14 protein-coding genes are annotated in these 13220 nt (G+C 40.5%); 3 read left to right on the top strand and 11 right to left on the bottom strand.

Features of this window, described 5'->3' with window-relative positions; genetic code table 11:
• Nucleotides 1-59: 59 nt before the first annotated feature.
• Entirely contained in the window at nucleotides 60-1073 is a 1014-nt protein-coding gene (locus HMPREF9965_RS08690) for a lactonase family protein (protein ID WP_000665613.1), read from the top strand.
• 34 nt (nucleotides 1074-1107) lie between these two features.
• Here the strand turns inward: HMPREF9965_RS08690 and HMPREF9965_RS08685 are convergent, their stop codons facing one another.
• The 11 genes from HMPREF9965_RS08685 to HMPREF9965_RS08640 form a co-directional block, all read right to left on the bottom strand.
• A complete protein-coding gene (locus HMPREF9965_RS08685; protein WP_000068036.1) occupies nucleotides 1108-1527 on the bottom strand; it encodes a F0F1 ATP synthase subunit epsilon in 420 nt (139 codons plus the stop codon).
• Nucleotides 1528-1537: 10 nt separating this feature from the next.
• Entirely contained in the window at nucleotides 1538-2944 is a 1407-nt protein-coding gene (gene atpD, locus HMPREF9965_RS08680; protein WP_000094368.1) for a F0F1 ATP synthase subunit beta, read from the bottom strand.
• A gap of 85 nt (nucleotides 2945-3029) precedes the next feature.
• A complete protein-coding gene (locus HMPREF9965_RS08675) occupies nucleotides 3030-3908 on the bottom strand; it encodes a F0F1 ATP synthase subunit gamma (RefSeq protein ID WP_000301226.1) in 879 nt (292 codons plus the stop codon).
• Nucleotides 3909-3923: 15 nt separating this feature from the next.
• A complete protein-coding gene (atpA, locus tag HMPREF9965_RS08670; protein ID WP_000996627.1) occupies nucleotides 3924-5429 on the bottom strand; it encodes a F0F1 ATP synthase subunit alpha in 1506 nt (501 codons plus the stop codon).
• Nucleotides 5430-5443: 14 nt separating this feature from the next.
• Nucleotides 5444-5980 carry a F0F1 ATP synthase subunit delta gene (locus HMPREF9965_RS08665; protein ID WP_000358983.1) on the bottom strand — a complete coding sequence of 179 codons (537 nt, stop codon included), beginning with the start codon at nucleotides 5978-5980 and terminating at the stop codon, nucleotides 5444-5446.
• Complete coding sequence (atpF, locus tag HMPREF9965_RS08660; protein WP_000558551.1) at nucleotides 5980-6474, bottom strand: F0F1 ATP synthase subunit B; 495 nt, start codon at nucleotides 6472-6474, stop codon at nucleotides 5980-5982. The genes HMPREF9965_RS08665 and atpF overlap by 1 nt, the downstream gene beginning before the upstream one ends.
• A 13-nt stretch (nucleotides 6475-6487) precedes the next feature.
• Nucleotides 6488-7201 carry a F0F1 ATP synthase subunit A gene (gene atpB / locus HMPREF9965_RS08655; RefSeq protein WP_000392865.1) on the bottom strand — a complete coding sequence of 238 codons (714 nt, stop codon included), beginning with the start codon at nucleotides 7199-7201 and terminating at the stop codon, nucleotides 6488-6490.
• Between the two features lie 34 nt (nucleotides 7202-7235).
• Entirely contained in the window at nucleotides 7236-7436 is a 201-nt protein-coding gene (locus tag HMPREF9965_RS08650; protein ID WP_001054552.1) for a F0F1 ATP synthase subunit C, read from the bottom strand.
• Between the two features lie 234 nt (nucleotides 7437-7670).
• Nucleotides 7671-7982, bottom strand: coding sequence for a CHY zinc finger protein (locus HMPREF9965_RS12825; RefSeq protein ID WP_080566883.1), 312 nt, complete (start codon nucleotides 7980-7982; stop codon nucleotides 7671-7673).
• A gap of 14 nt (nucleotides 7983-7996) precedes the next feature.
• On the bottom strand, nucleotides 7997-9283 hold the full coding sequence (locus HMPREF9965_RS08645) for a peptidase U32 family protein (RefSeq protein WP_000169095.1): 1287 nt from the start codon (nucleotides 9281-9283) through the stop codon (nucleotides 7997-7999).
• Nucleotides 9284-9420: 137 nt separating this feature from the next.
• The gene (locus HMPREF9965_RS08640) at nucleotides 9421-10119 is read right to left on the bottom strand and encodes a GntR family transcriptional regulator (RefSeq protein WP_000936175.1); all 699 of its coding nucleotides are present in this window, start codon (nucleotides 10117-10119) and stop codon (nucleotides 9421-9423) included.
• A 140-nt stretch (nucleotides 10120-10259) separates the two neighbouring features.
• On the opposite strand from HMPREF9965_RS08640, the gene guaA reads away from it, so the two are divergent.
• Nucleotides 10260-11822, top strand: a complete 1563-nt coding sequence (guaA, locus tag HMPREF9965_RS08635; protein WP_000065692.1) for a glutamine-hydrolyzing GMP synthase — start codon at nucleotides 10260-10262, stop codon at nucleotides 11820-11822.
• A gap of 274 nt (nucleotides 11823-12096) precedes the next feature.
• Nucleotides 12097-12870: a class I SAM-dependent methyltransferase gene (locus HMPREF9965_RS08630; RefSeq protein ID WP_000610689.1), complete on the top strand. Its 774-nt coding sequence runs from the start codon at nucleotides 12097-12099 to the stop codon at nucleotides 12868-12870.
• The last annotated feature ends 350 nt before the right edge of the window (nucleotides 12871-13220 follow it).

Genomic DNA, 13220 nt, shown 5'->3' with positions numbered 1-13220 from the left:
ACACTTCCTGACTGTCATTTTGTGGTATAATGAACTTATCATTATTAAGAGGTATGGACATGAAAGAAACTGTTTATTTTGGAACTTATACTCGTCGCTCATCTAAAGGGATTTACAAAGCTGATTTTAATACAGAAACAGGCCAGCTTGCAAATCTTGAACTCTTTGCTGCTGAACCAAGTCCGACCTACCTTGCCTTTGACCAACAGCAACACTTATACACCGTAGGAAGCCAGGATGGCTTGGGTGGAATCGCTGCTTACAAGACAGATGGTACTTTGTTAAATCATGTGGTTGAAGAAGGCGCTCCCCATTGTTATGTGGCAGTGGATGAAAAGCGCAATCTCGTTTACGGAGCCAACTACCATAAAGGCCAAGTTCTGGTTTATCAGCGCCAAGCAGATGGTAGTCTCATCCAAACGGACCTGGATCAGCATAGTGGACAAGGCCCTCATGAAAACCAAACTTCTCCACATGTACATTTTACGGATCTAACACCTGATCAGTATCTCGTCACATGTGACCTTGGTACGGATGAGGTAACGACCTACGATGTTACTCTAGAAGGCAAACTAAGTAAACTCCACACTTATCACAGCCAGTCTGGAGCAGGTGCTCGCCACATCGTTTTCCATCATCATTATAAGATTGCCTACCTCATTTGCGAACTAAATAGTACCATTGAAGTCTTGATTTACGATGGGGTTGGTGAATTTGAACGCATGCAAGTTATTTCAACCTTACCAGATGGCTATGAGGGATTCAATGCTACTGCAGCCATTCGTCTTGCAAAAGATGGGAAATACCTTTATGCATCCAATCGAGGTCATGATTCCATTGCCGTCTATACAATCCTCGCTGATGGCAGTCTGGAATTATTAGAGATAGTACCAACACATGGACAAAATCCACGTGATTTCGACCTAACTCCTGATCAAGAGTTTCTCATTGCTGTTCACCAAGATTCTGATAACGCAACCGTCTTTAAGCGTAATCCTGAAAGTGGGCGTCTTGCGGAGCTTTCTAACGACTTCCATGTTCCTGAAGCAGTTTGCATCAACTTCCCACATTAAAAAAATGAACTTGAGTTTCAAGTTCATTTTTTGATTATAGTTTATTTCCGACATTAATACGGTTAATGGCACGTTGAAGAGCAATCTTAGCGCGTCGTTCTTGGTCAATTAAGTGCTTGTCTTGAGCTTCTTCAATTTCACGTTCGGCGCGAAGTTTAGCACGTTCAGCACGGCTGATATCAATATCACGAGCACGCTCTGCTGAGTCGGCTACAATAGTAATGATGTCATTGGCAATCTCGATAATCCCTCCATTCACTGCAATCCAGTTCACATGAGTATCATCATCGATTCGTTTTACCTTTACTTCATCAACCGCTAAAACCGCAATCATATTTTCATGTCGTGGCAAGATCCCCATCTCACCATCCAGAGTTCGTACCGATACAAAGCTGGCATGGTGATCATAGACGAGGCCATCTGGTGTCACGATCTGGACAGTTAACTGAGCCATAGATCACCTCTTAAAATCCCATTTTCTCTGCCTTAGCAATGACGTCTTCGATTGAACCAACTCCACGGAAGGCATCTTCTGGCAAGTGGTCATGTTTACCATCAAGGATTTCCTTGAAGCCACGAACTGTTTCTGCTACTGGTACATAAGAACCAGGTTGGCCAGTAAATTGCTCCGCAACGTTGAAGTTTTGTGACAAGAAGAACTGGATACGACGAGCACGCGCAACCAAGGTCTTTTCTTCATCAGAAAGCTCATCCATACCAAGGATGGCAATGATATCTTGCAATTCATGGTAACGTTGAAGGACACGTTTGACTTCAGCAGCAACTGCATAGTGCTCTTCTCCAACAATCTCAGGTGCCAAGGCACGAGAGCTTGAAGCCAACGGATCAACGGCTGGGTAAATCCCCAATTGTACCAACTTACGTTCCAAGTTTGTAGTTGAATCCAAGTGAGCGAAGGCTGTCGCTGGCGCTGGGTCAGTATAGTCATCCGCTGGCACGTAGATGGCCTGAATAGAGGTTACAGAACCCTTCTTGGTTGATGTGATACGTTCTTGCAATTGACCCATTTCCGTAGCAAGTGTTGGTTGGTAACCAACGGCTGATGGCATACGACCCAAAAGGGCAGATACTTCTGAACCAGCTTGTGTGAAACGGAAAATGTTGTCAATGAAGAGAAGAACGTCTTGACCTTCTACATCACGGAAGTATTCAGCGATTGTCAAACCAGTAAGGGCAACACGCATACGTGCTCCTGGTGGCTCATTCATCTGACCAAATACCATGGCTGTTTTCTCAATAACGCCTGATTCTTTCATTTCCCAGTAAAGGTCGTTCCCCTCACGAGTACGTTCTCCAACACCGGTAAATACTGAAATACCACCATGTTCTTGGGCAATATTGTGAATCAATTCTTGGATCAAGACAGTTTTACCAACTCCGGCACCACCAAAGAGTCCAACTTTACCACCTTTTAGGTAAGGGGCAAGAAGGTCGATAACCTTGATCCCTGTTTCCAAGATTTCAGATGAGGTAGACAATTCATCAAAAGTTGGAGCTTTCTTATGAATTGGCTGACGCTCAGCGTCTTCAGCGAAAGGAGCATCCAAGTCAATAGTATCCCCCAAAACGTTGAAGACACGTCCCAAAGTTTCTTTACCTACTGGCACAGAGATTGGACGGCCTGTGTCCAAAACTTCCATACCACGAGTCAAACCATCTGTTGATTCCATGGCGATCGTACGGATCATACCATCACCCAACTCCAAGGCTACTTCAAGGACGATTTTTGTTTTTCTTTCGTCATTTTTGTAGACGACAAGTGCATTGTTAATCTCAGGGAGTGTTTCCCCAGCTGCAAACAAGACGTCTACAACGGGTCCAATAACCTGAGCAATTTTACCTGAACTCATCTCCTTCTCCTATTCTATATAAGATACTGTCGGTTCCTAGTTTACCTAGGGCCTAAGTTCATTTTGATACGTACAGGGTAAGGCCTTATTCTAAGGCACTAGCCCCCGCTACGATTTCTGTAATTTCTTGTGTAATCGCCGCCTGTCTGGCACGGTTATACTGGATTGTCAAATCATTGATGACCTTCTTAGCATTATCAGTCGCTGTTTGCATAGCTGTCATACCAGCGGCATTTTCAGCTGTCTTGGCATCGATAATAGCCCCGTAAATCATACTTTCAGCATACTGTGGCAACAATTGCTCCAAAATTTCTTCTCGGCTTGTTTCCAACTCAAATGTCAAGCTATACTCTTCATCTGCTTCATTTGGATCCAAGTCAACAATCGGAAGCATTTGTTCCACACGCATTTGACTTGTGAGAGTATTGACATGATGGTTGTAGCAGACGTACAATTCATCAAAAAGTTCATTTTGGTACATTTCAATCGTTTTTGAAATAATTTTATGAACTTCATCAAAACTTGGTTGGTCAGCCAAGCCACGCAATTCATAGATTGGCTGAATGCCACGAGCCTTGAAAAAGTCAGCTCCCATACCACCAATACAGATAACTTCAAAGTCATCTCCATTTGGATGATATTCTTCTTTCAACTCCATAACGGCTTTAAGGATGGAAGCATTATAACCTCCAACCAAGCCACGGTCTGAAGTAATAACGATATAGCCTGTTTTCTTAACTGGACGACTGATGAGCATTGGATTGTTAGAACCACCAGATCCGTTACCATGCAGAATATCCGTCAAAAGCTTACGAACCTTCTGAGCATAAACTTGAAAATTGCGTGCTGCTTCTTCAGAGCGACCTAACTTGGCAGCCGATACCATTTGCATGGCATTAGTGATTTGACTAGTATTTTTTGTTGAGGCGATTTTTGTTTTAATATCATTTAGAGATACTGCCATCTGACACCTCTATTCTTATTGGAAGCTGGATTGATTGAGAAACTCTGTAATCGCAGCATCCAAGACTGCTTCTTCTGGCAAGTCTTTTGTTTCACGAATAGTTTCCAAAATCTCTGGATGTTGTGCATCAAAGAAATCATGAAACTCTTCCTCAAAACGAACAATGTCATCTACAGGAATCGTATCCAAGAAACCATGTGTCAAAGCATAAAGAATGGTTACTTGTTTCTCAACAGGTAATGGTTTATGAACTGGTTGTTTCAGAACTTCAACCGTACGACGACCACGATTCAACTTAGCCTGAGTTGCTGCATCCAAGTCCGAACCAAACTTAGTGAAGGCTTCCAACTCACGGTATGAAGCAAGGTCGATACGAAGAGTACCAGCAACCTTCTTCATGGCTTTAATTTGAGCGGAACCACCTACACGAGATACAGATGAACCTGCATCAATAGCTGGACGAATACCCGCATTGAAGAGACCATCTCCAAGGAAGATTTGTCCATCTGTGATTGAAATCACGTTGGTTGCGATATAAGCAGATATATCTCCTGCTTGTGTCTCGATAAATGGTAGAGCTGTGATTGATCCGCCACCAAGCTCGTCAGAAACTTTAGCTGAGCGCTCAAGTAAACGGCTGTGGAGGTAGAAAACATCCCCTGGGAAGGCTTCACGACCTGGAGGACGACGAAGCAAGAGGGAAAGCTCACGATAAGCTACCGCTTGTTTTGAAAGATCATCATATACGATCAAAACATGCTTCCCTTGGTACATAAATTCTTCTGCCATAGCTACTCCCGCATAAGGAGCTAGGAAAAGCAATGGAGACGGTTGTGAAGCAGAAGCCGTCACAACGATTGTGTAGTCCAAGGCACCGTACTGACGAAGTGTTTCTACTTGTGTACGAACGGTTGATTCTTTTTGTCCAATTGCAACATAGATACAGATCATATCTTGACCTTTTTGGTTCAAGATTGTATCAATCGCAATGGTTGTTTTCCCAGTCTGACGGTCACCGATGATCAACTCACGCTGACCACGACCAATCGGTACAAGGGCGTCAATAGCTTTCAAACCTGTTTGCAATGGTTCTGAAACAGACTTACGCTCCATAACACCAGGAGCTGATGCTTCTACTGGACGAGTCTTGTCAGTATGGATTTCTCCGAGACCGTCAACTGGACGACCAAGTGGATCCACAACACGTCCAATCAAGTTATCACCAACTGGGACTTCCATGATTTTACCTGTACGGCGGATTGTATCCCCTTCACGGATATCCGTAAAGTCACCTAAGATGATAATCCCAACATCTGTAGACTCCAAGTTTTGCGCCATACCATAAGAGCCATTTTCAAAAATCAAGAGCTCTCCACTCATGGCATTTTCAAGTCCGTGGGCACGCGCAATACCGTCCCCGATATAGGTTACAACACCAGTTTCAGTCACATCAAAATTGGGTTTGAAATTTTCAATTTGTTGCTTAATTAAAGCGCTGATTTCTTGTGCGTTAATTGCCAAAAGAACACCACTTTCTATTTCAAATTTTCTTTAACAACACGAAGTTGCTGTTTAATACTCACATCAATTGTCTTGTGATTGGCAAAAATGACAAAACCACCAATTAGACTTTCATCGATTTGTTCTTTGATAGTCCGAACTTTCAGAGACATTTTTTTCTCAATCAAAGGGAGCAACCGCGCCTTCTGGTCATCTGTTAATGGATGAGCGGAGGCAATCGTTACTTCAAATCGATTCGTCTCTTTTTCAAGGCGATTCAAACAATCTGCAATTACTTCATAAAAAAGATTTGCTCTGTGATTGTAAATCAGAACCTGAATAAAGTTTTGCATTAAAGGTGAGACAGAGTCTTGAAAGAAACGAACTGTTTTTTCCTTATCTGACTCATCAACTGCTACCTGAGCTAAAAAAGAAGGTAAGCCCGTTTCTTCTGCGACTTGTTTGATTTGATCCAAGTCTGAAAAAATCCGGTCCTCTTCTCCTTTTTCAATCACTAATTGGACAAAAGGCATGCTGTATTTTTCAATTACCTTTGCTGTCTTCTTGTCCATTAGGCTTCTCCTAGCTGATCGATATACTGATCAATGAGTTCCTTATGGGCATGACTGTCGAGGTTTTGTGAGATGATTTTCCCAGCTAGGCTAACTGTCAAATCTGCCACCTCGCCCTTAACACTTTGTAAAGCCTCAGCTTTGTTTTGCGCAATTTCTTGGTTCGCTTTTTCTTTCAAGCGACCAGCTTCTAGCTTAGCTTCAGCCAAAATATCTGATTTACTCTTTTCAGCTGTCTCTTTAGCATTTTCAATGATAGTTTTAGCTTCACTACGACTACCTGCTAATTCATCTTCGCGCTTTTGAGCAAGAGTCTCTGCTTTTTGACGAGCTTGTTCAGCGCCATCAATATCAGCAGCAATCTTTTCAGCTCGTTCTTCAAAGATACTCGTCAAGTTTGACCATGCGTATTTTTTAACTAAGACGACCAAAAGGATAAAAGAGCCAGCGATTAAAATAAAGTTACCAATCAATTCACCTACTGTTACGTGCATCATTTACTCCTTTCTACTCTTCATCATTAATTTTATTTCCTAGATACATTGAAGACAAGACTGTGAATACATAGGCCTGAACACAGGAAATAAACACAGAGAATGCCGTCCAGACAAGATTGGTAACAAATGCGACTGGATACCAATAAAGAGCCTGATGAGAAAGAGTAATAAGCAAGCTTGCCATCACTTCTCCGGCAAAGATATTCCCGAACACCCGCAAAGCAAGTGATAGGAAATTCGTGACTTCTTCAAGGAGATTCATCGGTGTCATAAAACCTGGGGTAACAAAGCCTTTCAGATACTTTTTAACACCACGGCGACGAATTCCTTCTATATGGGTCATCAGGATAATTCCAAATGACATGGCCAAGTCAAATTGAAGATTGGCTGTTGGCGATGTCCAAAGGTTTGTCCCATCTGTAGTTTGAAGTTTTGCCATCAAACCAAGATTGTTTGCGATTACCATAAAAAGAAATAAACACAAGTAAAAGAGTGAGTAATCTTTCATGTACCGTGAGCCTACATTAGGTTCTGTAAATCCGACTACGAAGTCATAGAGATACTCTAGTACATTTTGCTTTCCTTGGGGTTTTACAGTCATATTACGACTTGCCCAATAGATAAAGCCAAAAATAACGACTACTGACAGCAAGGTCAAGGCTGTCAAGGTTAAATCAAAGGTAACAGGACCAATATTGATGGTTGGATTGATACTTTCTTCCATCTAGAATCCTCCCTTTTCCAATTTATACTTCTCTTTATTTGATGATAAATGAAAAGACAAGAGTTACAAAGAAAGTTCCTTCAATAAAGGCAATCCCCATGATCATCAAGCTACGCAATTGTGGAATGATGTCTGGTTGGCGAGCTGCTGATTTGAACAAACCGTTCATCAAAAATCCTTCTGCAAGGGATACACCCATACAGGCAAGACAAAGACCAAAAAATGTTAAATTCATTATAAATTCTCCTTTTTTATTTAAATTTACTTACTTAGTTTAGTCCTAAAATTTGTTTTTGTCAACTTTTTACTAACATTGAAAGCGTTTCAGATAATTTATTTCTAATTTTACTACTTTTAGTACGATTGTATAGAAATTTTTAACCGGTTTCCATAAGAAACTCCGTATTTTTACTAAGGTTTCTGAAGCAAAATAAAAGACCCAAGCTTAAAAACTTGGATCTATTTTTGTCTATTTAAAATAAAATGAATGATGTTGTTTACAACCTGGATTAAATGGAGCGCTACAATAAGGACAAGCTACCTGTTTTTGATATTTTTGAAAAGTCATTGTCCTCTTACAAGCCCCACATAAAATCGGGCGATCCTCAGAAAGCGTCAAGGGATAAGGAGAAAACAAATGCGTTTCCATAGCATTGTGGCACTGATAGCAAGCGTAGTATTTCCTGCATTCATAACACTGGAGGGAAACGATGTCCTTTTCGCCATGATAATGAATACATCTACTTTCATCATCAACTAACAAACCTTGTGCTTGAATCATTCACTTTTCCTTATCTAGGCACGAACTGTAACACTTGTCCCGTCTTCCTTATAGAGGTTAATGAGACCTTCCTTGAGAGCGCGGACCATGTCACCTGCCTGAACAGGTTGTGGAACCTTGATTGTCAAGAGTTCCATTGGATTTGGAGCGCGGTCGATTTTATTGCCCTTGGCATCATGAAGATCTTCAATATAAGTCTCAAAATGACGGAAACCTGGTCCATAAAACTCCACTTGATCGCCTTCGTTGATGACATTCCGTTGACGAATGGTTGCCGTTTGAGTCGCATCATCATACGCTACCACTTCAGCGACAAACTTGTATTCAGGAATTTTACGACGTGCGCCAAATAACTGTTCATTTTCAGACGGCGTACCGTAGTAGAAACCTGTTGCCAATTCACGTTGAGCAACCTTCCACATCTCGTCTACCAAGTCTTGCTTGATAGCTTCAAACTTCTCAGGACTTTCAAGATATGCATCCACAGCTGCCTTGTAACAGTTTGTTACTGTTGAAACATAGTGAATGGACTTCATACGACCTTCAATCTTGAGACTGTCTACACCGTTTTCGATCATATCTGGAATATGGTCAATCATAGACATATCAACAGCAGACATTGAAAATTCTTCTGGAATTTCACCTTTAAGACTCTTACGTTCTTGACCAAATGGCATGTCGTAAAGATCGTATTTCCAACGGCAAGACTGTGAACAACCACCACGGTTGGCATCACGCATACTCATGTGGTTTGATAGAGTACAGCGACCTGAGTAGGAAATACACATGGCTCCATGGACAAAGGCTTCAATTTCTACATCTGTACGTTTGCGAATCTCTGCCAATTCTTCCATTGAAACTTCACGGGCCAAAACCACACGGGTCAACCCAAGTTCTTTCCAGAACTCTAGAGTTTCATAGTTGGTCGCACTAGCTTGAGTAGAGAGGTGGATTTCAAGACCTGGTGCTTCTGTTGCTGCAATCATGATCAAGGCCGGATCTGACACGATAACTGCGGCAATCCCGATATCACGTAACTTACGGAACCATTCTCCAGCACCAGCTTCGTTTCCTTCGTGCATAACCATGTTGGCAGCTACATAGACCTTGGCACCATACTTAGCAGCAAACTGGACGCCTTCTTCCATCTGTTCAAAGGTGAAGTTTCCTGCACGGCTACGAAGACCATAGGCCTGTCCACCGATGAAGACTGCGTCCGCACCATATTGAACAGCTACTTTCAGCTTCTCTAAAGTCCCTGCAGGTGATAAAACCTCAGGACGTTTTAATGTTTTTGTCATTTTTTCTCCTATTTGCAATATAAAAGTTTGACGTTTTTCCTTCTCATTTTATAGTAAATAAGCGATAAAATCAAGCCTAGACAGATTGTTTTGACAATTCTAATCTTTTGAGAAAAGAAAAAACTAGCCTTTCTAGACTAGTTATTTTCAAGATAAAATTCAAAGCGCTCGCCAACGTATTGACTCTTTACATACTCGAAAGCCGTCCCATCTTCAAGATAAGAGACCTGAGTCAAGGCTAAAATGGCATGCCCCTTTTCGACTTCTAGATAGTGAGCAATTTTTTCCTTAGCCAATCTCGCATAAATGGTCTGTTGGGATTTGCCAATCCGGTAGCCATGCTGCTGCAAGGTTTGAAAGAAGTGACTAGTTACCTCTTCTTTTTTGAAGTCCTTAATAAATTTCTCAGGAATGGATGCGACTTCATAGACTAGCGGTACTTGGTCAGCATAACGCACCCGTTCCATACGGATGATATTTTCAGTTGGTGAAATGCCTAGCTTTGCCACTTCCTGCTCGTTGGGAATGGTTCTTCTGTAAGAAATGAGCTGGCTAGAAGGTACTTTCCCCTGAGATTTGACAATCTCCGTAAAACTGGTTGTCCCTCTCATTTTTTCTTGGACACGAGTGCTGGAGACAAAAGTCCCACTTCCTACACGACGCTCCAAAACTCCTTCCTCAACCAAGAGAGAGATGGCTTGTCGCAAGGTCATCCGACTAACTTGAAACTGTTCCGCTAAATCTCGTTCACTCGGAAGCCTCTCACCGATTTTCCAATGATGCTCATCTATATCCTTTTTTATCTGATCATGGATTTTCATATAAGCTGGTAACATGCTTTTCACTTCTTTTCTATATTTTCTCTATTGTACCGTATTTAATTAGAAAAAGTCAAACTTTGCCTTGTTTAGTTGGTAATTCGCCCTCATTTGTGATAAAATATTGAAAAAGATATTTCTTTTGAGAAAGGAAAAAGATGAGCAACATTTCAACTGATTTGAAAGATGTCGAAAAAATCATCGTACTGGACTATGGTAGCCAATACAACCAGCTGATTTCACGCCGTATTCGTGAAATTGGTGTTTTTTCAGAGCTAAAAAGCCATAAAATTTCAGCTGCAGAGGTTCGTGCGATTAACCCTGTAGGGATCATCCTCTCTGGTGGACCAAACTCTGTATACGAAGATGGTTCATTTGATATTGACCCAGGAATTTTTGAACTTGGTATTCCAATTTTAGGAATCTGCTATGGTATGCAACTTTTAACTCATAAACTTGGAGGAAAAGTTGTTCCTGCAGGTGATGCTGGTAACCGTGAGTTTGGCCAATCACCACTTACTCATACCACTTCTGCCCTCTTTGAAGGGACTCCTGAAGAACAGATTGTTTTGATGAGCCATGGCGATGCTGTAACAGAAATTCCTGCTGATTTTGTTCGTACTGGAACTTCTGCTGACTGTCCTTATGCAGCCATTGAAAACCCAGAAAAGCACATCTATGGTATTCAATTCCACCCAGAAGTTCGTCATTCTGTATACGGGAATGATATCCTTCGCAACTTTGCCCTCAACATCTGTAAGGCTAAAGGCGACTGGTCAATGGATAACTTCATCGAGATGCAGATCAAGAAAATCCGTGAAACTGTAGGTGACAAGCGTGTTCTTCTCGGTCTATCAGGTGGTGTTGACTCTTCTGTTGTTGGAGTTCTTCTTCAAAAAGCGATCGGCGATCAATTAATCTGTATCTTTGTAGACCACGGTCTTCTCCGTAAAGGAGAGGCTGACCAAGTTATGGACATGCTTGGTGGTAAGTTTGGTTTGAATATCGTCAAAGCAGACGCTGCAAAACGCTTCCTTGACAAACTTGCTGGAGTTTCTGACCCTGAACAAAAACGTAAAATCATCGGTAACGAGTTTGTTTATGTCTTTGATGACGAAGCAAGCAAGCTAAAAGATGTAAAATTCCTTGCTCAGGGAACGCTTTACACTGACGTGATTGAGTCGGGTACAGATACTGCTCAAACGATCAAATCTCACCATAATGTTGGTGGACTTCCAGAAGATATGCAGTTTGAACTGATCGAGCCACTCAATACACTTTACAAGGATGAAGTTCGTGCCCTCGGTACTGAACTTGGTATGCCAGACCATATCGTATGGCGCCAACCATTCCCAGGCCCAGGTCTTGCTATCCGTGTCATGGGGGAAATTACTGAAGAAAAACTTGAAACAGTTCGTGAATCAGACGCTATCCTGCGTGAAGAAATCGCTAAGGCTGGCCTTGACCGCGATATCTGGCAATACTTCACTGTTAACACCGGCGTTCGTTCAGTCGGTGTTATGGGTGACGGACGTACTTATGACTATACCATTGCAATCCGTGCTATCACTTCTATCGATGGTATGACAGCTGACTTCGCTAAGATTCCTTGGGAAGTTCTTCAAAAAATCTCTGTACGTATCGTAAACGAAGTAGACCACGTTAACCGCATCGTCTACGACATTACAAGTAAACCACCTGCAACAGTTGAGTGGGAGTAGAGTTAATAAGTTTAAAAGGCCTTAGAAATATTGATTTCTAAAGCTTTTTATTTTGCATTAACAACAAATACTAAAATTCTTCCTCTAAACTATACTCAGCTTTTATACGTTGGAGAATATGTGGTAAACTGAGTCATAGTAATAAATCTCTTTCTAGTAATGTGTTATAACTCTACTATAACGGATTTATTCCTTTTTGTATTTATACAACTTATTTTACGCTACCTTTATTTTTGTGATATAATGTCAAATTATAAAGTTGAGGTAATTTAAAATGATTAACAGAGTAATTGAACAATATGAAAAACAAGATAATCTTGACATTAGAGTAAAACTACATAAGAAGTATTCAAAAAATAAATTGGGCTTTAATAATTGGATTTTTTCTAACTACCAAATTACTGATGAAATTAACGTTCTAGAATTGGGATGCGGCACAGGAGAACTGTGGAAAAGTAATCTTGATTCTATAGACAAGATGAAGCAATTGGTAATTACGGATTTTTCTAGTGACATGGTAGAAACTACTAGGGCAGTGATTGGAAATAGAGACAATGTCAATTATGAAATAATGGATATCCAAAATGTTTCTTTTGAGAAAGAAACGTTTGATATTGTTATTGCTAATATGCTTCTACATCATGTAAATGACATTCCTAAAGCTCTCTCTGAAGTGAATAGAGTTTTAAAAAACGGGGGCATTTTTTATTGTGCTACATTTGGTGAAAATGGAGTTGTAGATTATTTGGCAAGCTTATTTAAAGATGAGGTTGTTCAAGATTTAGAAAATAAAACTTTTACTTTACAAAATGGAAAGACTTATTTAAATAGGTATTTTGACACTGTGGAAAAATTAATTTATGATGACGAGCTACAGGTAACAAGTATAGACGATCTAGTTCAATATATTCAATCCTTGAAAGGAATTTCAGAAATAGGTTCACTAGAAGAGGGAATTATTCATAAAAGATTGGAAAGGGAGTTTAATAATGGTGTGTTAGTCATTCCTAAAGAATATGGCATGTTTATAGCTCGAAAAGAAAATTAAGGGGACTAAATTGTGAAACATTACAGAGAGCTTTTCGATATTTTAGAAAATTAATCGAATATTCTTTAAGCATGCTATAGCTGATTCTATATCAAAATCTCAACTTTTTAGATTTGAAAGGGAGAAAATGAAATTTCTATTTCAACATTTTTTGAATTATTAGGAATCAAAAGTTTAATCAGATCGACCTCATTAGTCAGACAAAACTTTAGATCGAATCTTTTTAATATACTGATTGTAATTAAATTTACTCTTTCTGATATTATTATCACTTACCACTACTTTCCCAGTCATTCTGGTTACTTATTCTCTCATAGCATTTGCTTTTAAATTGGAGTATCTTCTGAGAC

It is taken from the genome of Streptococcus mitis bv. 2 str. SK95 (assembly GCF_000222705.1).
In the GTDB taxonomy this organism is placed as follows: domain Bacteria; phylum Bacillota; class Bacilli; order Lactobacillales; family Streptococcaceae; genus Streptococcus; species Streptococcus mitis_AY.
Note: the sequence above shows the minus strand (reverse complement) of the source record. Positions and strands in the feature narration are given on the sequence as shown.

What these genes read in the sequence shown, in the direction of transcription:
- atpF (WP_000558551.1), bottom strand. Translation starts at nt 6,474, where the DNA reads ATGCACGTAACAGTAGGTGAATTGATTGGTAACTTTATTTTAATCGCT.
- HMPREF9965_RS08665 (WP_000358983.1), bottom strand. Translation starts at nt 5,980, where the DNA reads ATGGACAAGAAGACAGCAAAGGTAATTGAAAAATACAGCATGCCTTTT.
- atpD (WP_000094368.1), bottom strand. Translation starts at nt 2,944, where the DNA reads ATGAGTTCAGGTAAAATTGCTCAGGTTATTGGACCCGTTGTAGACGTC.
- HMPREF9965_RS12825 (WP_080566883.1), bottom strand. Translation starts at nt 7,982, where the DNA reads ATGATTCAAGCACAAGGTTTGTTAGTTGATGATGAAAGTAGATGTATT.
- HMPREF9965_RS08645 (WP_000169095.1), bottom strand. Translation starts at nt 9,283, where the DNA reads ATGACAAAAACATTAAAACGTCCTGAGGTTTTATCACCTGCAGGGACT.
- guaA (WP_000065692.1), top strand. Translation starts at nt 10,260, where the DNA reads ATGAGCAACATTTCAACTGATTTGAAAGATGTCGAAAAAATCATCGTA.
- HMPREF9965_RS08650 (WP_001054552.1), bottom strand. Translation starts at nt 7,436, where the DNA reads ATGAATTTAACATTTTTTGGTCTTTGTCTTGCCTGTATGGGTGTATCC.
- HMPREF9965_RS08690 (WP_000665613.1), top strand. Translation starts at nt 60, where the DNA reads ATGAAAGAAACTGTTTATTTTGGAACTTATACTCGTCGCTCATCTAAA.
- HMPREF9965_RS08640 (WP_000936175.1), bottom strand. Translation starts at nt 10,119, where the DNA reads ATGTTACCAGCTTATATGAAAATCCATGATCAGATAAAAAAGGATATA.
- HMPREF9965_RS08685 (WP_000068036.1), bottom strand. Translation starts at nt 1,527, where the DNA reads ATGGCTCAGTTAACTGTCCAGATCGTGACACCAGATGGCCTCGTCTAT.
- HMPREF9965_RS08675 (WP_000301226.1), bottom strand. Translation starts at nt 3,908, where the DNA reads ATGGCAGTATCTCTAAATGATATTAAAACAAAAATCGCCTCAACAAAA.
- atpB (WP_000392865.1), bottom strand. Translation starts at nt 7,201, where the DNA reads ATGGAAGAAAGTATCAATCCAACCATCAATATTGGTCCTGTTACCTTT.
- HMPREF9965_RS08630 (WP_000610689.1), top strand. Translation starts at nt 12,097, where the DNA reads ATGATTAACAGAGTAATTGAACAATATGAAAAACAAGATAATCTTGAC.